Origin of the sequence: Kitasatospora sp. NPDC008115 (assembly GCF_042957205.1) — a bacterium.
Lineage (GTDB): Bacteria > Actinomycetota > Actinomycetes > Streptomycetales > Streptomycetaceae > Kitasatospora.
In genome coordinates, this window is sequence record NZ_JBIBHU010000022.1 from 96,373 (window position 1) to 118,951 (window position 22,579).

Consider the following 22,579-nt stretch of genomic DNA (forward strand, 5'->3'; position numbering starts at 1 on the left):
GATGCCGTACGGATTGGGCGGGTACGGACCGGGTGTGTAGCGTCCCGCCGTATGACCTGGATGCGGTGGGCGCCCGCGACCGAGCGCGCCCTCTACGGACCCGACGGAGGCTTCTACCGCAGGCCGGAGGGCCCCGCCGGGCACTTCCGCACCTCGGTGCACGCCTCGCCGCTGTTCGCCCGGGCGGTCGCCCGGCTGCTCCTGGAGGTGGACGCGGCACTCGGCCGTCCGGAGGAGCTGGCGTTCGTGGACGTCGGGGCCGGGCGGGGCGAACTGGTGGCCGGGGTGCTGGCGGCGCTGCCGGAGACGGTGGGCGGGCGGCTGCGGGTGTACGCGGTGGAGCTCGCCGAGCGGCCGCCGCTGCCGCCCGCCGCTCCGTCCACAGGGCTGTGGACGGAGGAGCGCCGGGCCGAGGTGGTGTGGACGGACGAGGTGCCGCGCGGCGTCACCGGGCTGCTGTTCGCCAACGAGTGGCTGGACAACGTGCCGCTGGACACCGGCGAGGTCGGCGAGGACGGGCGGCTGCGCTACCTGGAGGTGGACACCGGGACCGGCGAGGAGCGGCTCGGCGCCCCGGTCGACGCCGCCGACGCGGCCTGGGCCGCCCGCTGGTGGCCGGCCGAACGCCCCGGGGACTTCGCCGAGTTCGGCACCCCCCGGGACGCCGCCTGGGCGCACGCGGTGGCCGGCCTGGACCGCGGCCTCGCCGTCGCCGCCGACTACGGGCACACCGCCGCCCACCGCCCGCCGTTCCCCACCCGCACCGGCTTCCGGGCCGGCCGCGAGGTGGCCCCGGTGCCCGACGGCTCCTGCGACGTCACCACGCACGTGGCGCTGGACGCCGTCGCCGTCCCCGGTCTCCACAGCCTGTGGACGACGCAGCGCGAGGCGCTGCGGGCGCTCGGCGTCAGCGGCGCCCGGCCCGCGCTCGCCCTCGCGTCCACCGACCCGGCCGCCTACCTGAGGGCCCTCGGCGGCGCCGGCGAGGGGGCGGAGCTCACCGACCCGGCCGGTCTCGGCGCGTTCGGCTGGCTCGCGCAGACCGTCCGCATGCCGGTACCGCCGAGCCTGGAGGCGCTGGCGGGATGGCAGACTCTCACCCCATGAGGGAGACCACGGTCGGCATCGGGGCGGGAGCCGAGAACTTCACGGGCGAGGCGGGCGCCACCGACATGGTGCTCAACATCGGCCCGCAGCACCCGGCCACCCACGGCGTGCTGCGCCTGCGGCTGGTGCTGGACGGCGAGCGCATCGTCACCGCCGAGCCGGTGATCGGCTACATGCACCGGGGCGCCGAGAAGCTGTTCGAGGCCCGGGACTACCGGCAGATCATCATGCTGGCCAACCGGCACGACTGGCTCTCGGCCTTCTCCAACGAGCTGGGCGTGGTGCTCGGCGTCGAGCGGATGCTCGGCATGGAGGTGCCCGAGCGCGCGGTGTGGATCCGCACCCTGCTCGCCGAGCTGAACCGCGTCCTCAACCACCTGATGTTCCTCGGCTCCTACCCGCTGGAGCTGGGCGGGATCACCCCGATCTTCCACGCCTTCTCCGGCCGCGAGGACCTCCAGCACGTGCTGGAGGAGGCCTCCGGCGGCCGGATGCACTACATGTTCAACCGGGTCGGCGGCCTCAAGGAGGACCTCCCGGCCGGCTGGCTCGGCCGGGTCCGCGCCGCGGTCGCCGTCGTCCGCTCCCAGCTGCCGGTCTTCGAGGAACTGGTGCTGGGCAACGAGATCTTCCGCGCCCGCACCGCCGGCGTCGGCGTCCTCACCAGGGCGCAGGCCGAGGCGTACGGCGTCAGCGGCCCGATCGCCCGGGCCAGCGGCCTGGACCTCGACCTGCGCCGCGACGAGCCCTACCTCGCCTACGGCAGCGAGGAGCTGCGCCGGGTGCTGACCGTGGTCACCCGCGAGGAGGGCGACTGCCTGGCCCGCTTCGAGTGCCTGCTGGAGCAGACGGTCAACGCGCTGGACCTCGCCGACGCCTGCCTGGACAAGCTGGCCGAGCTGGCGCCCGGCCCGGTCAACCTGCGGCTGCCCAAGGTGCTCAAGGCCCCCGAGGGCAGCACCTACGCCTGGACCGAGAACCCGCTCGGCGTCAACGGCTACTACCTGGTGTCGCGCGGCGACAAGACGCCGTGGCGGCTCAAGCTGCGCTCGGCGTCGTTCAACAACGTCCAGGTGCTCACCGAGCTGCTGCCCGGGACGCTGGTGGCGGACATGGTGGCGATCCTGGGCTCGATGTTCTTCGTCGTCGGCGACATCGACAAGTGAGCCGGGCGGGGTGAGGGGGCGGGCGGGCCCGCCCCCTCGGCGCTACGTGTTCTTGGGCGCCTTCGGCTTCTTCGCCGGGTCGGCCGGGTGCGGGGCCACCTTCCGGTCGCCCTTGGTGGCGATCCGCTCCTCGCACAGCCCGGCCAGCACCCGGTAGGCGGCCCGGCCCATCAGCTCGGTGAGCTCCGGGCGGTAGCTGACGTACACCGGGTCGGCGCCCTGGTGGGCGTCCGGGCTGCCGGTGCACCACCAGTGCAGGTCGTGGCCGCCCGGGCCCCAGCCGCGGCGGTCGTACTCGCCGATGGTGACCTGGAGGTAGCGGGTGTCGTCCGGGCGGTCGATCCAGTCGTAGGTGCGGCGCACCGGCAGCTGCCAGCAGACGTCCGGCTTGGTCTCCAGCGGCTCGCGGCCCTCCTTGAGCGCGAGCGCGTGCAGGGCGCAGCCCGCGCCGCCGGCGAAACCGGGGCTGTTCACGAAGATGCAGGCGCCGTTGACCCGCCGGGTCTGGCGGTCGCCGTCCTCGTCGAACATGGTGATGCCGCCGTCGGCCTTGATCCGGCCCTTGGCGTCGGTGCCGTGCGCGTGGTTCTCCCAGATCTCCGGGGTCAGCCGGGCCGCGTGGCCGGTGACGCGCTTCTCGTCGTCCTCGTCCGAGTAGTGCGCGCCCAGCGTGCAGCAGCCGTCGGACTCGCCCCGGCCCTCGCGGATGCCCTGGCAGCCCTGGCCGAAGATGCACGACCAGCGGGAGGTCAGCCAGGTCAGGTCGCAGCGGAAGACCTGCTCCTCGTCGTCCGGGTCGGCGAACTCCACCCAGGCACGCGGGAAGTCGAGCGGGACCTCGGGGCGGAGTTCGGAGCGGAGGACCGGCATCGCGAGGTCGACGGCGGTCGGGCCGCCGGCCTTCGGCTTGGCCTTCTTCCCCTTGGAGGTGCTGCTGCTGTGCTGGGACGTGTCTGCTGCTGCCACTCGGCAAGGGTAGAGCCTTCGCGCGGTGGCGAACCGTCCGTGGCCACGGGCTTTACGACGAGTTCACCGTGCGGCGGCCGCGCGGCGGGGCGTTCCGGCCGGTCGGGGACGGGTGCGGGGCCGCGGTGAAGGCCGGGTGAAGGGGCCGTCGGCGCGCGCCGGACAGGGGCCCGGGCGGCCCTAGGATGGCGGCCGGTCCACCACACGGGGAGGTACGGGGATGGCCGGCGGCGGTAGCGGGTTCGTCATCAAGCCGTGGGAACTGCACGGTGAGGGGCGGGAGTTCGAGAAGATCTCGGCGGACTTCGGGAAGGCCGCCACCGCCCTGGAACAGGGGCTCGCCGCGCTCGGCAGCCCGTGGGGCGCGGACCTGCCGGGCAGCGGGTTCGCCGCCGCCTACCGGGAGGCGCACGGCGGGCTGGTGGGCGGACTGCGCGGGCTGGCCGGGCGGCTCGGGACGGTCGGCGCGGGCCTGCACGGCATGGCCGAGCGGACCTCCGACGCCGACACCTCGGCGGCGAGCGGCTTCGCCGGGGGCGCGCCGGGCGCGCGCGGTACCGCCGAGGACCGCTCGGCCTGAGGCCGGCGGTGGACGCGCGCACCGTTCGGGGCCCGGCGCGCGTCTCCCCTGGGGCGGAGTACCGCCCGGTCGTGCGGGGCCCGTCCGTCGAAGGGGGAGGCACGTGTCCCGGAAACCGCCCGAGGAACTCGTCCCGGTCCTGGCCAGGACCGGTCACCGGTGGCCGCTGGCCGACGAGGAGGGGCTGCGCAGGGCGGCCGGGCTCTGGCGCGAGTTCGGCACCGAGGCCGACCGGCTCGCCAAGCGCGGCGGCGACGCCGCGCGGCGCGTCACCGGGGACAACTCAGGCCGCGCCGTCGAGGCCTTCGCCGCGTACTGGCAGGCGTTCCGCGGCGCCGGCAAGGGGCACCTGGACGACGCGCACTGCGCCGCGGGACTGGTCGCCGGCGCCTTCGACGCGGCCGCCCGGGCCGTCGACTCCGGCAAGGCCGACATCGTCGCCGCCCTGCGGGAACTGGCCGCCGAACTGAAGAAGGCCGAGGAGCAGGCCGCCGTGGCCCGGGCCGCCGCCGCGTCGGAGCAGCCGCCGGCGGCTGGAACGGGCGGGCTCTTCGACGCGGTGCGGCGGACCGCCGACGCGGCCGCCGAACAGGCCGCGCGGGCGGTGGCGGCGGCGGCCGTCGAGGCCGCCGGGCTGCGGATCGGCGGACTGCTGGACGAGCTCGGCCGGGCGATGAAGGACGCTCTGGGCACCGCGCTGCGGGAGCCGGCCGTGGTCGCGCTGCTGCGGCTGGCGCCGCCCGGCACCGACGGCGTGCGGACGGCCGGTTGGCCGGGCGGCGTCGGCGGGGCCTTCGACCCGGTGGCCGCCGGACTGCCCGCCGTCCTCGGCGAGCCCGGCGTGCTCGGCGGCCCCGGCGGGACGGGGCTGGCCGTGGTGCTCGGGCAGGACGGCAAACCGGTGGTGGGCGTGCCCGGGCTGGCGGTGAAGCTCGACGAGGCCGGGCGGCCGGTCCTGGACGAGCACGGCGACCCGGTCATCGTGCGCGCCGACGGCACCCCGGTGACGGACGCCGACGGGCTGGTCGTGGTGCCGGGCGCGGACGGGCGGCCGGTGGTCGGGGTGGAGAACCTGGCCGTGAAGCTGGACGAGCAGGGGCGGCCGGTGCTCGGCGAGGACGGGCGCCCGGTGCTGACCGGGCAGAACGGGCGGGAGATCACCGGGGTGCCGCTCGCGGGGTCGCCGTCCGGGCCGCTTCCCGGATCGCTCTCCGGGCCGCCGCTGCCCGGACCGGGGGAGGGGGACGGGCGGCACGGCCACGGCGGCGCGGACGGTGACGGTGACGGCCGTGGACACGGGGCCGGCGAGGGCGGGCCGGTGACGGCGCTGGCGGCCGGGGTGGACGCGGAGCCCGGGGCGGGGGCCCCGTGGGCGTTCGTCGGCGGTCCGGGGGGCGAGGACGTGGTGACCGGTCCTGTGCCGGGCGGGCACGGGCCCAGGCCGGAGGCGTTCGCCGAGGGGCCGACGGGCGGCGGGTCGGGAGGATCCGGTGGTGGTGGTGGTGGTGGCGGCGGTGGCGGTGGCGGTGGTGGCGGCGGTGGCGGAGGGGACCGGGCTCCGGCCGGGCCCGGGCCGACGCCCGTCCACCACGCCGACGGGGGCGGGAGCGGGGGAGGAGGCGGCTCGTCCGGCTCGTCCGGGCATGTCCGAGCGGCCGACGACGACTACCTGCTGCCACCGGCCGCCGCGCCCGCACCTGCGCCGAGCCCGGCGCACGGCGGCGGCGGCGGTGGCGGCGGGTACGCCGCCACCCCGGTGACCGTGCGCACCGACTCGGTGCTCGCGCCGCCCGCACCCCAGCCCGTCACCGCCTACGACGTTCCGCCCCCGGCCCCGGCCCCGGCTCCCGGCCCCGCGCCGGCTCCGGTGGCGAGCGGCTGGACCGCCGCGCCCCATGTCACCGCCCACCCCGGTTCCCACGCCGCGCCGCCGGGCGCCGGCGGCGCGGCGGTCGGGCCCGGACCGCTGGCCGTGGGCGCCGCCCCGGGACCGTCCGCGACGCCGGGGTCCTCCGGCGCGCACGGGCCGGCCCCGTTCGGCAGCGGGATCGGCGCGGGCGCCGCCCCGGCCGGGCCGCCAACGACCGCCCCCGCTCCCGTCGCCGCGCCGACGCCTCGCGCCGCCGCCGGGGCGGCCCCGCACCCGGCCGTCGTCCCGGTGGCCGCCCCGGTGCCGCTGCCGGTGCCCCCGCCCCCGACGGCGCCGCCCACGGTCGGGCCAGGCGCGCCCCCGCCCGCTCCCGGAGCCGGCGGAACCGGCCCCGGCCCCGCCCCCGGGCGGTCCGACGACCACCCGGACGGCCACCACCAGCACCGCCGCCGGACGGACGCCCCGCCCGCCGACGGCCAGTCCGGGCTCGCCTGGGGCGTGGTCCCGGTGGCCACCGCGCACGCGACCGCCCTGCACCTGGCCATGCGCGCGCTGCGCGCCGAGGCTGCCCCGGGCACGCCCGTCCTCCGGCTGCGGACCATCGCCGACAGCCGCCCGACCGGCCTGCCCGGCGGGCTCGGTCCGGTCGACCCCGAGCACCAGCGCGAGATCGAACGCCGGGCGCCCCGGGACGCCGACGGCCTGCCCGTCCGCCACCCCGACCCGGCGGCCGGCGGCTGGACCGAGGTGGTCAACGACGGCGGGTACCGCGAACCGGGGCGGTCCAACAACAGCCTGGAGATCGCCCTCTCCGCCGTCGACACCTTCACCGGCCGCCCGACCTGCGCCGCCCCGCGCGTCCCCACCGAGGGCGACACGGGCGAACGCGGCGGCCGCGATCGCGCCGAGCGCGAACTCGGCGCGCCGTTCCGCGACCTCGGCGACGGCGCCCAGGCCTTCGCCCGGCTGGCGGGCGAACTGCGCCGGGCCGGCCACGGCGCCCAGGCCGTGCTGCTCACCCTGGACGGTTTCGGCCGCCCGCACGCCTGGAACGCGGTGAACCACCGGGACGCCGTCACCTACCTCGACCACCAGGCGGGCCGTCGGGACCCCGCTCCCCTCCACCCCGCCGACCGCGGCCTCTGGGCCATCGCCCTCACCCCCGAAGGCCGCCCCCTCGACCTGCTCGCCCCCACCCCGTGAGCCCGGTGGCACCCGCGCGGGGGAGAGTGGCCGTGAACGAACGGAGGTGGCCGCGGTGGCGGTGACGAGGGCGGCGGCGATCGAGGCGGCGCACCGGTGGATCAACGGCGATCTGCCGACGGCGCGGGCCCGGCAGGTCCGCTCGCACGAGTTCGAGCTGGGCTGGGTGGTCTGGGCCGAGCCGCCGCCGGTCCACGTGGACCCGCGGACCGGCGAGCGGCGGGCGCCCGAGGAGATCGGGGCGGCCTGCGCCGTGGTGGACCGGACGGACGGCCGGTTCACCGTCTGGCCGTCGGTGCCGGTGCCCGAAGTGGTCCGGCTGTACCGGGACTTCGTCGGCGCGGGCGGCTACGACCCCACCCGGCCGCCCGCCACCGGCCGCGGCGCCCGCGCCGAGCTGACCTACCGTGACCCGGCCGGCCGGCGGCAGGTTCTGGCCCTGCGGTCGGCTCCGGGCCTGCCGCACCCCGCGCTGCGCGGCTGGTGGTGGCTGCGCGAGCAGGGCGTCCGGCCCGAGGAGGTGCTCGCCGTCCGCACCGACCTGCGGCCGAGCGCCCTGCCGGGCGGTTACTGGGCGTACGCGCTGGCGGCCGAACTCCCCAACGTGCGAATCGACTTCGACCTGCCCTACGGCCCCCGCTTCGACCACCGGGCGGCGGCCGTCCGCGCACTGCCGGCGGAGCCGGACGGCGGCCCGGCCCGCAACCGGGTGCCGTTCCCGCGCGCCGTCCGGCCGTCGCCCGCCGAGGAGGAGCAGGCGCTGGCCCGGCGGTTGACGGCGCGTTTCGGGCCGGAGGGCGTCCGCCGGTTCTCCCCGGCGGACGTCGCCCGCGCCGGCCTGCTGGCCGAGGGCGCCCGCGTGCTGCTGACGGTGGGCGTACCGGCGGCCGTCGAGGGCTACTTCGCCCTGTACGACCCGCGCCCGGACCCCGTCCTCGGCGGCGTGCCCCAGGACGCCGCCGACCGCCCCGCCACCGTGCTCCCGCCGGTGGCCGACCACCTGGCGGCGGCGGGCCGCGGCACCCGGGTCGCCGAGCGGGAGCGCCGGGCGCTCGCCCCGCAGCTGGTGCTCGGCACCGACGGCTGGGCGCTGATCACCCTGGACACCGCCTGCGGCGCCGTCCGCGCGGTCGACCCCGACCACGCGACGGCCCGCCACTGCAACGCCTCGGTCACCGCCTTCGTGCGCTCCCTCGAACTGTTCGCCGGCTGGCTGCCGGGACTGCGCGGGCTCGGTCCGCAGGACGCCGGGGCGGCCGTCGCCGCCCTGCAGCTCGGGCTCGCCGCGCTGGACCCGGAGGCCTTCGCGGACCCGGAGAACTGGTGGGCGGTCGTCGTCGAGCAGCTCTGGGACGGCTTGCTCTGAAAGGTCCTCGCCGCACCGGCCCTCCACCGTCCGGGTGAACGCCGGAACAACACCGTCCGAATACCGTTCGAACGACCCCGCCGAGCGGGCCCCGGGACGCCCTCCGGAACCGCGATCAGGGCCCGGACCAGCACGAACACCGGCACGGCCGGTCTCCTTGGGCCCCGGATCGCGTAGCGTGGAGAGTTATGCGACTCGGTGTGCTCGACGTAGGTTCCAACACGGTCCACTTCCTCGTGGTGGACGCCCATCCGGGCGCCGCCCCCCTGCCCGCCTACTCCCACAAGGCCGAGCTGCGGCTCGCCGAACTCCTCGACGAGCAGGGCGCGATCAGTGATGCCGGCGTCGACAAGCTGATCGGCATGATCTCCTCCTCGCTGCGGGTCGCCGAGGACAAGGGCGTGGTCGACATACTGCCCTTCGCGACCTCCGCCGTGCGCGAGGCCGCGAACGGCGAGGCGGTGCTGCGCCGGGTCGCCGAGGAGACCGGCGTCGAACTGCGGGTGCTCTCCGGTCAGGACGAGGCCCGGCTGACCTTCCTGGCGGTCCGTCGCTGGTTCGGCTGGTCCTCCGGCCGGCTGCTCAACCTCGACATCGGCGGCGGCTCGCTGGAGATCGCCTGCGGCCTGGACGAGCAGCCGGACGCGGCCTGCTCGCTGCCGCTCGGCGCCGGCCGGCTGACCGCCCGCTGGCTGCCCGGCGACATCGCCGACCCCGAGCAGCTGCGCGGGCTGCGGCGGCACATCCGCGCCGAGATCGCCACCGTGGTCGGCGAGATCTCCCGGCTCGGAACGCCGGACCACGCCGTCGCCACCTCCAAGACCTTCAAGCAGCTCGCCCGGATGACCGGTGCCGCCCCGGCCGACGCCGGCCCGTACGCGGACCGCCGGCTCACCCGCAGCAACCTCGCCGCCTGGCTGCCCCGGCTCTCCGCGATGACCGTCGCCGAACGGGCGCAGATCCCCGGCGTCTCCGAGGGGCGCGCCAAGCAGCTGCTGGCGGGCGCGCTGGTCGCGGACGCCGCGATGGACCTGTTCGGCCTCGACGAGCTGGACGTCTGTCCCTGGGCGCTGCGCGAGGGCATCATCCTGCGCCGTCTGGACGCCATGGACAACGCCGCCGACCGCCGCCGGCCCGCCCTCACCCCCTGACGAACGGCGCCCGGGACGGCGGGGCGGGCACCGACCCGCTCCCCGTTCCGGGCGCGGTCCGCTTACGCTGTCTCCCGTGGCGCAACCAGCGGACGAGGACGGAACGCGGGAGGGCCGCGCTCCCGGGAACGGGCGGCCGCGGTCGGACGCGCCGCGCCCGGCCGCCCGCCGCGGCGACGCCGGGCCGTCCGCCGGCGGGCCCTCGGAACCGGACCGGGAACAGGCCCCGGAGCCGTCCTCGGAGCCGGCTCCCGAAACGCCCGCGAAGCCGCCCGCCCCCGCCCGTACCCGCAAGCTCGGCAAGGCCGCCCGCGAGGCCGCCGGCGGCGTCGCCGAGAAGGCCGCTCGGAAGGCCGCCACCAGGGCGGCGGGCAAGGCGGCGGGCAGGACCACCGCCAAGACGGCCAGGACGCCGGCCCCGACGCCCGCCGAGACCAAGACGCCCGCCGCGACCGGGACCCCCGGCAAGCCGTCCCCCGAGCCCGCCCGCGGCACCCGCACGGCCCGGGCGGCCGGCGCCGCCAAGGCCGCCGTCCAGTCGGTGAAGTCCGTCAAGGCCGCCCGCCAGGCCGCCGCCCGCCCCCCGCTGCTGCGCACCACCGACCGCCTGGTGCTGCCCGCGCATCCGACCCTGCACATCCCGGACACCAAGGTCGCCCTGTCCACCGCCTCGGTCTACCCGGCCAACACCGCGATCGCCTTCGAGCTGGCCGCCAAGCTCGGCTACGACGGCGTCGAGGTGATGGTCTGGAACGACCCGGTCAGCCAGGACATCGAGGCGCTGCGCCGGCTCTCCGACGTCCACGGCATGCCGATCCTCGCCGTACACGCGCCGTGCCTGCTGATCACTCAGCGGGTGTGGACCACCGACCCGTGGACCAAGCTGGTCCGGGCCCGGGCGGCGGCCGAGAAGCTCGGTGCGAACGCGGTCGTCGTCCACCCGCCCTTCCGCTGGCAGCGCCAGTACGCCCGCGAGTTCGTCGAGGGCGTGCACCGGATGGCGGGGGAGACCGACGTCCGGTTCGCCGTCGAGAACATGTACCCGTGGCGCTACAAGGACCGCGAGATGCTGGCGTACGCGCCGGGCTGGGACGTCACCGACGAGGACTACCGGCACTTCACCATCGACCTGTCGCACGTCGCCACCTCGCGGGTGGACGCCTTCGCGATGGTCGACCGGATGGGGGACCGGCTCGCCCACATCCACCTGGCGGACGGCTCCGGCTCCGGCAAGGACGAGCACCTCATCCCGGGCCGGGGCAAGCAGCCCTGCGCCGAACTGCTGGAGCACCTGGCCCGCACCGGCTTCGACGGCCATGTGGTGCTGGAGGTCAACACCCGCCGGGCCGCGTCGCCTGCCGAACGCGAGGCCGACCTCGCGGAGGCGCTCGCCTTCACGCGCTTGCACCTGGCGACCCCCGCCCGCGTACGCTGACGGCACACGAACTGCCGTCCACAGGGGGAGACATGGCGGAATCGAACGGGATCAGGCCCAGCGGCGACTTCCGCAGGCTCGCGGAGTCGTTCGGCGGGGTGGCGGCGGAGTACGACCGGGCGCGGCCGTCGTATCCGCAGGAGCTGTTCGAGGAGCTGGAGCGGTTGGCCTGCCGGGGCCTGCGCGGCGCGCGGGTGCTGGACGTGGGCGCGGGTACCGGGATCTCCACCCGGTTGCTGGCGGCCCGTGGCGCGGACGTCGTCGGAGTGGAGCCGAGCGCCGGCATGGCGGCGCAGTTCCTGGCGAGCGGTCCCGGCCTGGCGCTGGTCAAGGGGACGGGGGACGAGCTGCCCTTCCACGACGGCTCGGCGGACTTCGTCACCTACGCCCAGGCGTTCCACTGGACCCGCCCCGAGCGCTCCGTCCCCGAGGCGATCCGGGTCCTGCGCCCCGGCGGGGCGCTGGCCGCCTGGTGGAACGTGAAGGACAGCGGCGTCACCTGGGTGCGGGCGATGGGCGAGCGGCTCGCCGCCGCGCTGCCCGAGAGCTACCACGGCTACGGCGCCGTCCGGGAGATCGCCTCCCACCTCGCCCCGTACGGCCTGCGGACCGGGCACGTCGTGCTCCACTGGGAGCGCCGGGTCACCGTCGACCACCTGATCACCGACCTCTCCTCGCGCTCCTACCTCGCCGCGCTCACCCCGGAGCAGCGCGCGCCGCTGCTGGCCGTCGAGCGCGAGGCCCTGCTGGCGGAGTTCCCGGACGGCTGGGTGATCGAGCCGTACGTGTTGGACCTCACCGTGGCCGTCACCCCGGCCTGACCCGCGCTTGCACCGAACCGACCGACCTGGGAGGGAACATGACGGACGTGCAGGAATTCCGGAAGCTGGCGGAGTCGTTCGGCGGGGTGGCGGCGGAGTACGACCGGGCGCGGCCGTCGTATCCGCAGGAGCTGTTCGAGGAGCTGGAGCGGTTGGCCTGCCGGGGCCTGCGCGGCGCGCGGGTGCTGGACGTCGGCGCGGGCACCGGCATCTCGACCCGGCTGCTGGCGGCCCGGGGCGCGCACGTGGTGGGGGTGGAGCCGAGCGCGGGCATGGCGGCCCAGTTCCTGGCGAGCGGTCCGGGGCTGGCGCTGGTCCGGGGCACTGGCGACGACCTGCCGTTCCACGACGACTCCGCGGACTTCGTCACCTACGCCCAGGCCTTCCACTGGACCGATCCGGCCCGTTCGGTCCCCGAGGCGGTCCGGGTCCTGCGGCCCGGCGGAGCCCTCGCCGCCTGGTGGAACGTGATGGACCGGGAGGTGCCCTGGGTCCGGGCCGCCGGCGACCGGGAACGCGCGCTGCTGCCCGGGGCCGTCCGCCAGTTCGACGAACTGGAGACGGCGGCCGAGCAGTGGCGCCGCCTCGGCCTGGAGTCCGCCACCACGGTCCTCCGCTGGGAGCGCCCGACCACCGTCGACCACCTCATCACCGACCTCTCCTCGCGCTCCTACGTCGCCGTCCTCGACGAGGGCCGGCGCCGTGCGGTGCTGGAGAGCGAGCGCGAGGCCCTGCGGGCCGAGTTCCCGGACGGCCGGATCACCGTGCCGTACCTCCTGGACCTCACCGTCGCGGTCGTCCCCAGCTGACCGCGGTGCTGACCGCATCGCGGACGTGGCGTCCGCCGCCCGGACGGCGGGCGTAGGCTCGACGGACACAGTGGCCCCGCACCCTCCGAACGACCGGGGCCGCCAGCCAGCCTCCGAAGGAGTGGAGCACAGTGCCCGAGCTGAGGTCCCGTACGGTCACCCACGGTCGCAACATGGCAGGCGCCCGGGCGCTTCTCCGGGCGGCCGGCGTAGCCCGCGAGGACTTCGGCAAGCCGATCATCGCGGTCGCCAACTCCTTCACCGAGTTCGTCCCCGGCCACACCCACCTCCAGCCGGTCGGCCGGATCGTCTCCGAGGCGATCAAGGAGGTGGGCGGCATCCCGCGCGAGTTCAACACCATCGCCGTCGACGACGGCATTGCGATGGGCCACGGCGGCATGCTCTACTCGCTGCCCTCGCGCGACCTGATCGCCGACTCGGTCGAGTACATGGTGAACGCGCACTGCGCGGACGCGCTGATCTGCATCTCCAACTGCGACAAGATCACCCCCGGCATGCTGATGGCCGCGCTGCGCCTCAACATCCCGACCGTCTTCGTCTCCGGCGGCCCGATGGAGGCCGGCAAGGCCACCCTGGTCGACGGCACCGTGCGCAAGCTCGACCTGGTCGACGCGATCTCCCAGGCGGTCAACGAGAACGTCTCCGACGAGGACATCGCGATCATCGAGGAGAACGCCTGTCCGACCTGCGGCTCCTGCTCGGGCATGTTCACCGCCAACTCGATGAACTGCCTCACCGAGGCGATCGGCCTGTCGCTGCCCGGCAACGGCTCCGTCCTCGCGACCCACACCGCCCGCCGGGCGCTCTACGAGAACGCCGGCCGGACCGTCGTCGAGATCGCCAACCGCCACTACGGCCAGGACGACGACTCCGTCCTGCCGCGCTCGATCGCGAGCCGCGCCGCCTTCGAGAACGCCATGGCGCTGGACATCGCCATGGGCGGCTCCACCAACACCATCCTCCACCTGCTCGCCGCCGCCCAGGAGGCCGAGCTGGACTTCGACCTGCGGGCCATCGACGCGGTCTCCCGCAGGGTGCCCTGCCTCTCCAAGGTCGCGCCCAACGGCTCGTACTACATGGAGGACGTGCACCGGGCCGGCGGCATCCCGGCCATCCTCGGCGAGCTCTACCGGGGCGGGATGCTCAACGAGGACGTGCACACCGTGCACTCCGACTCGCTCGCCGAGTGGCTGAAGACCTGGGACGTCCGCGGCGGCTCGCCGTCCGCCGAGGCCGTCGAGCTGTGGCACGCCGCCCCCGGCTGCGTCCGCTCCGCCGAGGCCTTCTCGCAGTCCGAGCGCTGGGAGTCGCTGGACACCGACGCCGCCAAGGGCTGCATCCGCAGCGTCGAGCACGCCTACTCCGTCGAGGGTGGCCTCGCCGTGCTGTACGGCAACCTCGCCGAGGACGGCTGCATCGTGAAGACCGCCGGCGTCGACGAGTCGATCTGGACGTTCAGCGGCCCGGCCGTCGTCGTCGAGTCCCAGGAGGACGCGGTCGAGGCGATCCTCGCCAAGCGGGTCAAGGAGGGCGACGTCGTCGTCATCCGCTACGAGGGCCCCAAGGGCGGCCCCGGCATGCAGGAGATGCTCTACCCGACCTCCTTCCTCAAGGGCCGCGGCCTCGGCAAGGCCTGCGCGCTGGTCACCGACGGCCGCTTCTCCGGCGGCACCTCGGGCCTGTCGATCGGCCACGCCTCCCCGGAGGCCGCGTCCGGCGGCACCATCGCGCTGGTCGAGGACGGCGACACCATCGCCATCGACATCCCGGGCCGGCGGATCTCCCTGGAGGTCCCCGCCGAGGTCCTGGACGAGCGCCGCCGCGCGCTGGAGGCAGGCGGCGGCTACCGGCCGAAGAACCGCGACCGCCAGGTCAGCCAGGCCCTGCGCGCGTACGCCGCGATGGCCACCTCCGCCGACAAGGGCGCCGTCCGGGACGTCTCCAAGCTCGGCTGACCCCGCCCGCCCGCACCGACAGCGCCCACGAGGAGCCGTCCCGACCATCGGGACGGCTCCTCCGCCGTTTCCGCCGACCGGGGATAATCGGATCCGTGACCCAGGAACCCAGCCTCCCCGCCCAGCCCGCCGGCGCCCCCGAGCCGGAGCCGATCCGCTGGTTCGGCACCAGCTGGGTCGAGCGCGACGGCGGCTACCGGCTCCGCCGCGTCCTCGTCCCCGCCGGCGCCCTGCTCGCCGCCGCGGCCGCCGCCCTCCTGCTGCGGTTCGCCGTCGACGGCATCCGGGTCGCGGACAACGGCGGTTTCCTCAACGGCCTGCTGGCCGCCGCCGTCGCGATCTGCTCGCTGCTCGCCGCGCTGCGCACCTGGAAGCTGCTCGCCGAGGGCAAGGAGAACCTGACCGGCTGGATGGCCGAGGAGAAGTCGCTCGGCGTGGTCTGGGTCATCGGCGGGGTCGGCGCCCTGCTCGCCTACTTCGTCCGCAGCCTGCGCGAGGCCCCCGGCGAGGCCGTCCGGCGCGCCCGCTACGAGCGCGAGCTCGACCGGCACGAGCGCCGGCAGGCCAACCGCAGCGGACGGCCCGGCGCCAGGACGCCGGGCCGCGCCAAGCGCAGGCGCTGAGACCTCAGCTGCGGGTCACCGTCCCGCACTCGTCGTCGTCGTCGGCCGGCAGGTCCTTGCTGCGGTCGTACGGGTCGCTGGCGGTGCCGCTGGGCGCCGGCTCGGGGCCGTCCACGGCCGCGAACTGGTCGAACTGCGGGTGCAGATAGCCGTCGTAGACGTCGCAGGCGCTGTTGCCGATCTCGGACCTGCTGCTGAGGTTCAGCTTCTTCGGGATCACGTCGTAGCGCTTCGGGTCGTAGAACCGGAAGGTCTCCACCTTGCGGACCACGGTGCGGGCGGTCCAGGTGTCCCCGGCGACGTCGGCGGCCGGCACCGTCCAGCCGACCGGCTTGGCCGTGCCGCCCGCGCCGCCGCTGCCGCCGCCCTGGGTGGGCTTCGGCCTGGGGGAGGCGGCCCGCGCGGCGGCCTCCGGTCCGGGCCGCAGCGCGTAGACGAAGGTGAAGTCGGTGTGCACCAGCACGCCCTTCTCGCCGTCGCCCTCGACCGTGATCATGCCCTGGAGCTTCACCGTGTCGTTGACCGGGATCGCCTCGGCCGGGTCGAAGCGGGTGAACCAGTACGTGGGGTCGGTCTCGACGGACGGCTTGGCGAGCGCCTTGACCGCCGAGTTCTGCTCCTCGGCGTCCAGCATCGCCAGCGCCGCCACCGGACGCCCGCCGGCCACCACCGCCGGGTCCAGGTTGGCCGCCGCCAGGTACTCCTTGACCAGCTTGACCTGCTCGGCGACCTCCTCGGCCGTGAACACCCCGATGGCGCCGGGAGCCTCCTTGGGCTCGAACACCGTGATGCCGGTCGGCCACCCCTCGGCGGGGGAGCCGGCCCACGGGTGGTCGACGGTGGGGCGCTGCTCGGCCGCCGCCGACGGCGCTCCGGTCGGCCGGGCCGTCTCGGGCGCGACGGTCGGCACCGGGGTGGACGTGGCGGTACCGGCGGAGCCGTCACCGAAGCGCGTCGAGTACCAGTTTCGCAGCCCGTCGACGTTCAGAACGGCGAGCACCAGGGCGACGGCCAGCAGCACGAACAGCGGCGTGCGCCACTCCAGCGAGCGCCGCGGCCGCGGGTTGCCCCACGGGTCGACCGGACGCGCCTTGCGGGCGAAGCGCTTCTTCGGCGCCGGCCCGTCGTTCACCGAGCGGCGGCCGCCCGGGTCGACCGGCGGGGTGTGCCGCCACTGGGCGGCGAGCATCCGGGTGCGGCCCGTCTGCTCCTTGACGGAGGCGCCCTGGACGAACTCCTCGTCCAGGACGAGGTCGGCGAACGGGTCCTTCCCGTCCGGTCCGGACGGGGCGGTCCCGTCCGGTTCCCGGCCCTCGGACGGGCGCGGTTCTGGATCTTCGGCGATCGGCATCGCGCCAGTATGCCGACGGGGGGTGACCAGTGTTCGATCGGGGCCACACCAACCGGTGAACACGCCGGCGGTGTGCGTCGATCGGGACGTTTTGTCCCCGGCCCGCCCGCCGCCGCGGCCCCGTCAGCCCTTGCCGCGGGCCTTCTTCACCGAGCCGACCACCCCCGCGACGGTCACCAGCATGGCGGCCGGGAACAGCGAGGCGAAGAACGCCTCGAACACGCCCGCGTCCCCGAGGAACAGCTGCGCCAGCGTGTTCAGCACCAGCAGCCCGCCGGCCGCCGGGACCGCCGCCTGCCACGGGTGCTCGTTCGCCCACCGCTGCAGCCGCCGGTCGCCGCCCTCCCGGCGCAGCCGGGCGCCGACCGTGCCGACCAGGAAGAAGAAGAACAGACCCCAGCCGGCCGAACCGGCCAGCATGCTCGACGACCAGTCCCCGTCGATCAGTTCGATCACCAGGTCCGTCGCCCCCACCAGCGCACCGACTCCCGCGGCCGTCCGCCACGGTCCCAGGGTCGCCGCGGCGACGGCCACCTGCCGGTTCTCACGTCGGGACATCTCTCCGTGTGCCATGACTCCACGGTGCGCCCGTGCCAACCCCCGGGCCATAGGGGAGAACCCGGAGTTTCGCCCTAGGGGCCGTCCGGCGGTGCCCCCCGGACGCGCCCGTCGCAGCGCCCCCTCGGCGGTGCCCGGCGGGCTCGGCGACCGTGCCCGCAGAGTGGACGGTGCCGCCGGTGGCGGGCGGGCGGTGCGAGGATGGCCGCGGTGCAGGAACGCGGTACCGGAGGCAAGGAGCGGCCATGACCAGCAGCGCGGCGCACGGACAGAAGATCGCCTTCCTCGGCACGGGCAAGATCGGGGAGGCCCTGCTCTCCGGTCTGCTGCGGGCCGGCAAGGACCCGGGGGACGTCCTGGTGACCGCCCGCCGCCCGGAGCGGGCCGCCGAGCTGGCCGCCCGGTACGGGGTCGGCGTGGTGGGCAACAGCGAGGCCGCCAAGCTGGCCGACACCCTGATCCTCGCGGTGAAGCCGCAGGACATGGGCACCCTGCTGGACGAGCTGGCGCCGCACGTCGCCCCGGACCGGCTGGTGATCTCGGCGGCGGCCGGCATCCCCACCGCCTGGTTCGAGGCCCGGCTCGCGGCCGGCACCCCGGTGGTCCGGGTGATGCCGAACACGCCCGTCCTGGTCGACGAGGGCATGAGCGTGATCTCCGGCGGCTCGCACGCCACCGAGGCGCACCTGGAACGGGCGGAGGAGATCTTCCGCTCGGTCGGCAAGGCACTGCGGCTGCCCGAGTCCCAGCAGGACGCGGCGACCGCGCTCTCCGGCTCCGGCCCGGCGTACTTCTACTTCCTGGTCGAGGCGATGACCGACGCGGGCATCCTGCTCGGCCTGCCCCGGCAGGTGGCGCACGACCTGATCGTGCAGTCGGCGATCGGCGCCTCGGTCATGCTGCGGGACTCCGGCGAGCACCCGGTGAAGCTGCGCGAGGCGGTCACCTCGCCGGCCGGCACCACCATCGCGGCCATCCGCGAACTGGAGAACCACGGGGTGCGGGCGGCCCTGCTGGGCGCCCTGGAGGCGGCCCGGGATCGCTCCCGCGAGCTGGCCTCCGGCGGCAAGTGACCTGCGCGAACGGGCCGGTAGGGTCGCACGCATGACCTATGAACTGGTGATCTTCGACAACGACGGTGTCCTGGTGGACAGCGAGCCGCTCTCCAACCGGCTGCTGGCCGAGTACCTGACGGAGCTGGGCTACCCGACCACGATCGAGGACTCCTACCGGGACTTCATGGGCACCGCCGCCCACCGGGTGCACGACGTCATCGCCGAGCGGTACGACGGCGCGCTGCTCCCGGAGGACTTCGACGACGCGTACCACGGCCGGATCTTCGACGCCTTCACGACCGAACTGACCGCCGTCCGGGGCGCGGACGCACTGCTGAAGGAGCTCCGGCGGCGCGCGATGCCGTACTGCCTGGCCTCCTCCGCCCACCACAGCTGGATCCGCACCGCGCTGGACGCCGCCGGCCTGCGCGGCCACATCGCCGAGGAGCGGATCTTCAGCGCCCAGGACGTCGGCGTGGGCAAGCCCGCCCCGGACCTCTTCCTGCACGCGGCCCGCACCCTCGGCGTCGACCCGGCGGCCTGCCTGGTGCTGGAGGACAGCCCCAACGGGGTGCTGGCCGCCCGCGCGGCCGGCATGGACGTCTACGGCTACACCGCGCTGACCGACCCGGCGAAGCTGACCGCCGCCGGCGCCACCGGCCTGATCGCCGACCTGGCCGAGGTCCCCGCCCTGCTCGGCTGAGCACGCGCCCGCCCCCGGGAGGCGGGGCGACGGAGGACGCCGCCGACGGTGTTCCTCGTGCGCACCCCCTCCCGTGGACGGCCGTCTGCGCCTACGCTCTCGCCACCGACCGCCGTACCGGCCAGTAGCGAGGTGCATGTGCGTACCGAGGGTCCCGAGAACGCCGGCCGGGGCGAGGGGCCCGCGATCACGCCGCGGCTCCGGGCGGGGCGGGCCGCACTGGCCGTGAGCTTCCTGCTCCAGGGCGTCGTCTTCGCCCTGCTGGTCACCTGCGTCCCGGAGATCCAGGACCGGTACGGGCTGGACGACGCGCTGCTGCCGCTCTTCCTGGCCGCGGTGCCGGTACTGGCCGGGGCGGGCTCGATCGCCGCCGAGCGGCTGGTCCGCCGGACCGGCGCGCGGGCCGTGCTGCGGGTGGTCCAGCCGGCCGTCTGCGCCACCCTGGCCGCCGTCGGCCTCGGCGACGCGCTCTGGCAGCTGGCGCTCGCCCTGGGCGCCTTCGGGCTGCTGGTCGGCGCGCTGGACGCGAGTATGAACATGCTCGGGGTCGGCCTCCAGCGCCGCTACGGCCGCTCCGTGATGCTCGGCTTCCACGCCGCGTTCAGCCTCGGCGGCATCCTCGGCGCGGCCGTCGCCGGCCTCGGCGCGCACTACGACCTCGGCCTGCCGGTGCTCTTCGGGGCGGCGGCCGCGGTGATCGCCCCGCTCGCGCTGCCGACCGGCGCCCTCCTCCTCGCCGACCGCCGAGGCGGACCCGCCGAACCAGGCGACGCCGTCCGGGCGGCCGAGGCCGCCGCCCGGACGGTCCCCTGGCGCCCGCTGCTGCCGCTCTGCCTGGCGATGGCCTTCGCCTACATCGCCGACGCCTCGGTCTCCAACTACAGCGTCAAGTACCTGACCGACGAGCTGCGCAGCCCCGAGGACGTCGCCAAGCTCTCGTACGTCGGCTACCTGGTGGCGACGCTGTTCGGCCGGGCGTTCGGCGACCGCGCGGTGCGCCGCTGGGGTGCCGTCCCGGTGGTGCGGGCCGGTGCCGCGCTGGCCGCGCTCGGCTTCGCGGTGGCCGCCGCCGCGCCGGACGCCCGGACCGGCATCGCCGGGTTCACGGTGCTCGGCCTCGGGATCTGCGCGATCGTCCCGCAGGTCTTCGCGGCCGGCGGGCGGCTCCTCCCGGCGGACCCGGACGCCGCCGTGGCCCGGCTCAACCTGTTCAACTACGTGGGCTTCCTGGTCGGTTCACCGCTGGTGGGGGTGCTGGCGGGGGCCGGCTCCTACCGCTGGGCGCTGCTCGCCCCGATGCTGCTGGTGCTGGCCGTCCTGCCGCTCGCCGACCGCTTCGCCCCGGCCCCGGCCCCGGTGGCGCCCGCTCCGGCGTGACCCGCAAGGGCGTCAGCCGGAGGCGCCCGGGTCCGTGGTCCCCCGGACCTCGTCCAGCGACTCGCGCATGATCCCCCGGGCGCGGGTGAACCAGTCGGCGAGGACGGCGATCTCGTCCGGGGTGTAGTCGGCGAAGAGGCGGCCGATCCGTTCGTAGAAGGGGCCGTAGACCTCCAGGATGCGGGACTGCGCGTCGGTCTCCAGCACCACCCGCACCCGGCGGCGGTCGCCCGGGTCGGCCTGGCGCCGGGCGTACCCGGCCTTCTCCAGCCGGTTGAGCACTCCGGTCACGGCGCCGGTGGTCAGCTGGGCGCGTTCGGCGAGGTCACCGGCGGCCAGGGACTCGCCGGCCGCGGCCGCCTCGATCAGGAAGCCGAGACAGGTGAGGTCGGTGACGTTCAGGCCGAGCCGCGCCGCGATGTCCTGCTGGCCGAACTGCGCGAGCGCGATCATCCGGTCCATCGCGTAGAGCGCCTGTGCGGCCGTCGCGTCCGGGCGGGGCTTGCCCTCCACGGGAGATCTCCTTAGCATTTAAGTTACTTATCTCGTGAGATAAAACGTTGGTGATCGGGCGTCCCGCGGGCGGGGGGAGTCCGTGCGAACCCGTCCATCACACCAAACGAGGAGACATGGGCGCACACGGTGATCACGACATGGGCCACACGGTGGCCGGCTGGACCGGCACGGCGGTGGCCACCCTCGGCTCGGCCGTCACGGGCGCGGCCTTCATCGCCGGCTCCGTGCCCGGACTGTGGGCCGGCGCGGCGCTGACCGCCCTCGGGGCGGTCGCCGCCTGGGTGCTCCACCTGGCCGGCCGGGGCAAGGCCACCGGCCCCCGCCCGCCCGGCCTGCGCCACTGGCGCACCCCGGACCCGGCCGGCCGGCGCGGCCACCCGGACTGCCTGGGCTGCCGGCTCGCCGGCCGCCGTCCCACCGGGGCCGCCGCCACGGCCCCCGCCACCGCACAGGCCCCCGACGCCCCGGCCCCGGCCCCGGGACCGGCCGCCGGAGCCGCCCGGGGCTGACGCCCGTACAACCAGCGTTCAAGGACCCGTTGCCGGGCCCCGTCGCCCCCACCCACTACGGTGGAGGCCATGCCCGACGCCGAGCGTGACACCTCCTGCGGCCTGCACCTCTTCTGGGACGAGGCGGTCACCGCCTACGACTTCGGCCCAGGCCACCCGATGGACCCGACCCGGCTGGCGCTCACCATGCGCCTGGTGGAGGACCTCGGCCTCGCCGCAGGACCCGGCGTCACCGTCCGCTCGGCGCCGCCCGCCGGCGAGTCCACCCTCCGCCTGGTGCACACCGCGGAGTACGTCGAGGCGGTCAAGTACGCCGCCGCCCACCCCGAGCGGCAGGACCCCAGGCACGGCCTCGGCACCGACGACAACTGGTCCTTCCCCGCCGTCCACTCCGCCTCCGCGCTGATCGCCGGCCAGTCCGTCGCCGCCGCCGAGGCCGTCTGGCGCGGCGAGACCCCGCACGCGGTCAACTTCGCCGGCGGCCTGCACCACGCCATGCCCGACCGCGCCTCCGGCTTCTGCGTCTACAACGACCCGGCCCTCGCCATCGCCCGGCTGCTCGAACTCGGCGCCGAGCGGGTCGCCTACGTCGACGTCGACGTCCACCACGGCGACGGCGTCCAGCAGGCGTTCTGGGACGACCCCCGGGTGCTCACTGTCTCCCTGCACGAGCACCCCGCCACCCTCTTCCCGCAGACCGGCTGGGCCACCGAGACCGGCGGCCCCGGAGCCGTGGGCTCCGCCGTCAACCTCCCGCTGCCGGCCGGCACCGGCGACACCGGCTGGCTGCGCGCCTTCCACGCCCTGGTGCCCGAGCTGCTCGCCGCCTTCCGCCCCCAGGTCATGGTCACCCAGCACGGCGCCGACACCCACCTGGAGGACCCGCTCGCCCACCTCGCCGTCACCGTGGACGCCCAGCGGGCCATCGCCCAGGAGCTGCACGCGCTCGCCCACGAGCACGCCGACGGCCGCTGGATCGCGCTCGGCGGGGGCGGCTACGCCGTCGTCGACGTCGTCCCGCGGACCTGGACCCACCTGGTCGCCACCGCGGCCGGCCGCCCCGTCGACCCGGCCACCGAGACCCCGGAGTCCTGGCGCGCCGAGGTCTACCGGCGCACCCGCCGCCCGGCCCCGCTGCGGATGACGGACGGCGCCCGTCCGGTCTGGCGCGACTTCGACGCGGGATACGATCCGGCCGACCGCCTCGACCAGGCGATCCTGGCCACCCGCCGCGCCGTCCTGCCGCACCACGGCCTGATGCCCTGATCCGGGCCGCAGAACCGGCGCCCCCGCTTGTGAAGACCTGGTGCCCGGTCGCGTTCCGTGCGCACGCCGACTAGTGCAGACCGCCGATCGGCTACGTACTGCAACAGGCTTATCCCTCACCGTACGAGGACTGCGCTTCTCCCTCTTCCCACTGGTACCACCCATAACTAC

At 75.7% G+C, this 22,579-nt stretch carries 20 protein-coding genes; 16 read left to right on the forward strand and 4 right to left on the reverse strand.

The genetic code is table 11. The features are described from left to right. Positions 1-51: 51 nt before the first annotated feature. Both ACFZBX_RS25940 and ACFZBX_RS25945 read left to right on the forward strand, forming a co-directional pair. Positions 52-1,107 carry an SAM-dependent methyltransferase gene (locus ACFZBX_RS25940; RefSeq protein ID WP_391536186.1) on the forward strand — a complete coding sequence of 352 codons (1,056 nt, stop codon included), beginning with the start codon at positions 52-54 and terminating at the stop codon, positions 1,105-1,107. Then, on the forward strand, positions 1,104-2,273 hold the full coding sequence (locus ACFZBX_RS25945) for an NADH-quinone oxidoreductase subunit D (protein ID WP_391536187.1): 1,170 nt from the start codon (positions 1,104-1,106) through the stop codon (positions 2,271-2,273). Before ACFZBX_RS25940 ends, ACFZBX_RS25945 begins: the two co-directional genes overlap by 4 nt. Positions 2,274-2,315: 42 nt before the next feature. Here the strand turns inward: ACFZBX_RS25945 and ACFZBX_RS25950 are convergent, their stop codons facing one another. Next, complete coding sequence (locus tag ACFZBX_RS25950) at positions 2,316-3,143, reverse strand: hypothetical protein (RefSeq protein ID WP_391536249.1); 828 nt, start codon at positions 3,141-3,143, stop codon at positions 2,316-2,318. 316 nt (positions 3,144-3,459) lie between these two features. On the opposite strand from ACFZBX_RS25950, the gene ACFZBX_RS25955 reads away from it, so the two are divergent. The 9 genes from ACFZBX_RS25955 to ACFZBX_RS25995 all read left to right on the forward strand — a co-directional run bounded on the left by ACFZBX_RS25955 (position 3,460) and on the right by ACFZBX_RS25995 (position 15,073). Beyond that, positions 3,460-3,819, forward strand: a complete 360-nt coding sequence (locus ACFZBX_RS25955; RefSeq protein WP_391536188.1) for a hypothetical protein — start codon at positions 3,460-3,462, stop codon at positions 3,817-3,819. 103 nt (positions 3,820-3,922) lie between these two features. Then, the gene (locus ACFZBX_RS25960; protein ID WP_391536189.1) at positions 3,923-6,892 is read left to right on the forward strand and encodes a toxin glutamine deamidase domain-containing protein; all 2,970 of its coding nucleotides are present in this window, start codon (positions 3,923-3,925) and stop codon (positions 6,890-6,892) included. A 55-nt stretch (positions 6,893-6,947) separates the two neighbouring features. Further along, complete coding sequence (locus ACFZBX_RS25965; protein WP_391536190.1) at positions 6,948-8,258, forward strand: SUKH-4 family immunity protein; 1,311 nt, start codon at positions 6,948-6,950, stop codon at positions 8,256-8,258. A 188-nt stretch (positions 8,259-8,446) separates the two neighbouring features. Beyond that, on the forward strand, positions 8,447-9,409 hold the full coding sequence (locus tag ACFZBX_RS25970; protein ID WP_391536191.1) for a Ppx/GppA family phosphatase: 963 nt from the start codon (positions 8,447-8,449) through the stop codon (positions 9,407-9,409). 607 nt (positions 9,410-10,016) lie between these two features. Next, positions 10,017-10,844, forward strand: a complete 828-nt coding sequence (locus ACFZBX_RS25975) for a sugar phosphate isomerase/epimerase family protein (protein WP_391536250.1) — start codon at positions 10,017-10,019, stop codon at positions 10,842-10,844. Between the two features lie 32 nt (positions 10,845-10,876). Beyond that, positions 10,877-11,665, forward strand: a complete 789-nt coding sequence (locus ACFZBX_RS25980) for a class I SAM-dependent methyltransferase (protein ID WP_391536192.1) — start codon at positions 10,877-10,879, stop codon at positions 11,663-11,665. A gap of 38 nt (positions 11,666-11,703) precedes the next feature. Further along, positions 11,704-12,474, forward strand: coding sequence for a class I SAM-dependent methyltransferase (locus ACFZBX_RS25985; RefSeq protein WP_391536193.1), 771 nt, complete (start codon positions 11,704-11,706; stop codon positions 12,472-12,474). A gap of 131 nt (positions 12,475-12,605) precedes the next feature. Continuing rightward, positions 12,606-14,450, forward strand: coding sequence for a dihydroxy-acid dehydratase (gene ilvD / locus ACFZBX_RS25990; protein ID WP_391536194.1), 1,845 nt, complete (start codon positions 12,606-12,608; stop codon positions 14,448-14,450). A 95-nt stretch (positions 14,451-14,545) separates the two neighbouring features. Continuing rightward, positions 14,546-15,073, forward strand: a complete 528-nt coding sequence (locus ACFZBX_RS25995) for a hypothetical protein (RefSeq protein ID WP_391536195.1) — start codon at positions 14,546-14,548, stop codon at positions 15,071-15,073. A gap of 4 nt (positions 15,074-15,077) precedes the next feature. Here the strand turns inward: ACFZBX_RS25995 and ACFZBX_RS26000 are convergent, their stop codons facing one another. Together ACFZBX_RS26000 and ACFZBX_RS26005 are read right to left on the reverse strand one after the other, a co-directional pair. Further along, the gene (locus ACFZBX_RS26000) at positions 15,078-16,424 is read right to left on the reverse strand and encodes a hypothetical protein (RefSeq protein ID WP_391536196.1); all 1,347 of its coding nucleotides are present in this window, start codon (positions 16,422-16,424) and stop codon (positions 15,078-15,080) included. A 123-nt stretch (positions 16,425-16,547) separates the two neighbouring features. Next, the gene (locus ACFZBX_RS26005; protein ID WP_391536197.1) at positions 16,548-16,982 is read right to left on the reverse strand and encodes a hypothetical protein; all 435 of its coding nucleotides are present in this window, start codon (positions 16,980-16,982) and stop codon (positions 16,548-16,550) included. A 245-nt stretch (positions 16,983-17,227) separates the two neighbouring features. Between ACFZBX_RS26005 and proC the strand changes: the two genes are divergently transcribed. The 3 genes from proC (at position 17,228) to ACFZBX_RS26020 (ending at position 20,117) form a co-directional block, all read left to right on the forward strand. Then, on the forward strand, positions 17,228-18,055 hold the full coding sequence (gene proC, locus ACFZBX_RS26010) for a pyrroline-5-carboxylate reductase (RefSeq protein ID WP_391536198.1): 828 nt from the start codon (positions 17,228-17,230) through the stop codon (positions 18,053-18,055). Positions 18,056-18,086: 31 nt separating this feature from the next. Then, positions 18,087-18,740 (forward strand): HAD family hydrolase, encoded by a 654-nt coding sequence (locus tag ACFZBX_RS26015; protein WP_391536199.1) that lies wholly within the window; start codon positions 18,087-18,089, stop codon positions 18,738-18,740. 138 nt (positions 18,741-18,878) lie between these two features. Next, positions 18,879-20,117 carry an MFS transporter gene (locus ACFZBX_RS26020; RefSeq protein WP_391536200.1) on the forward strand — a complete coding sequence of 413 codons (1,239 nt, stop codon included), beginning with the start codon at positions 18,879-18,881 and terminating at the stop codon, positions 20,115-20,117. A gap of 12 nt (positions 20,118-20,129) precedes the next feature. Here the strand turns inward: ACFZBX_RS26020 and ACFZBX_RS26025 are convergent, their stop codons facing one another. Continuing rightward, positions 20,130-20,630: a MarR family transcriptional regulator gene (locus tag ACFZBX_RS26025; RefSeq protein ID WP_391536201.1), complete on the reverse strand. Its 501-nt coding sequence runs from the start codon at positions 20,628-20,630 to the stop codon at positions 20,130-20,132. Positions 20,631-20,746: 116 nt separating this feature from the next. On the opposite strand from ACFZBX_RS26025, the gene ACFZBX_RS26030 reads away from it, so the two are divergent. Both ACFZBX_RS26030 and ACFZBX_RS26035 read left to right on the forward strand, forming a co-directional pair. Next, entirely contained in the window at positions 20,747-21,142 is a 396-nt protein-coding gene (locus tag ACFZBX_RS26030; protein ID WP_391536202.1) for an HGxxPAAW family protein, read from the forward strand. 69 nt (positions 21,143-21,211) lie between these two features. Further along, complete coding sequence (locus ACFZBX_RS26035; protein ID WP_380755265.1) at positions 21,212-22,408, forward strand: acetoin utilization protein AcuC; 1,197 nt, start codon at positions 21,212-21,214, stop codon at positions 22,406-22,408. Positions 22,409-22,579 lie beyond the last annotated feature (171 nt).

What these genes read in the sequence shown, in the direction of transcription:
- ACFZBX_RS25940 (WP_391536186.1), top strand. Translation starts at nt 52, where the DNA reads ATGACCTGGATGCGGTGGGCGCCCGCGACCGAGCGCGCCCTCTACGGA.
- ACFZBX_RS25945 (WP_391536187.1), top strand. Translation starts at nt 1,104, where the DNA reads ATGAGGGAGACCACGGTCGGCATCGGGGCGGGAGCCGAGAACTTCACG.
- ACFZBX_RS25950 (WP_391536249.1), bottom strand. Translation starts at nt 3,143, where the DNA reads ATGCCGGTCCTCCGCTCCGAACTCCGCCCCGAGGTCCCGCTCGACTTC.
- ACFZBX_RS25955 (WP_391536188.1), top strand. Translation starts at nt 3,460, where the DNA reads ATGGCCGGCGGCGGTAGCGGGTTCGTCATCAAGCCGTGGGAACTGCAC.
- ACFZBX_RS25970 (WP_391536191.1), top strand. Translation starts at nt 8,447, where the DNA reads ATGCGACTCGGTGTGCTCGACGTAGGTTCCAACACGGTCCACTTCCTC.
- ACFZBX_RS25980 (WP_391536192.1), top strand. Translation starts at nt 10,877, where the DNA reads ATGGCGGAATCGAACGGGATCAGGCCCAGCGGCGACTTCCGCAGGCTC.
- ACFZBX_RS25985 (WP_391536193.1), top strand. Translation starts at nt 11,704, where the DNA reads ATGACGGACGTGCAGGAATTCCGGAAGCTGGCGGAGTCGTTCGGCGGG.
- ACFZBX_RS26000 (WP_391536196.1), bottom strand. Translation starts at nt 16,424, where the DNA reads ATGCCGATCGCCGAAGATCCAGAACCGCGCCCGTCCGAGGGCCGGGAA.
- ACFZBX_RS26005 (WP_391536197.1), bottom strand. Translation starts at nt 16,982, where the DNA reads ATGTCCCGACGTGAGAACCGGCAGGTGGCCGTCGCCGCGGCGACCCTG.
- proC (WP_391536198.1), top strand. Translation starts at nt 17,228, where the DNA reads ATGACCAGCAGCGCGGCGCACGGACAGAAGATCGCCTTCCTCGGCACG.
- ACFZBX_RS26015 (WP_391536199.1), top strand. Translation starts at nt 18,087, where the DNA reads ATGACCTATGAACTGGTGATCTTCGACAACGACGGTGTCCTGGTGGAC.
- ACFZBX_RS26030 (WP_391536202.1), top strand. Translation starts at nt 20,747, where the DNA reads ATGGGCGCACACGGTGATCACGACATGGGCCACACGGTGGCCGGCTGG.
- ACFZBX_RS26035 (WP_380755265.1), top strand. Translation starts at nt 21,212, where the DNA reads ATGCCCGACGCCGAGCGTGACACCTCCTGCGGCCTGCACCTCTTCTGG.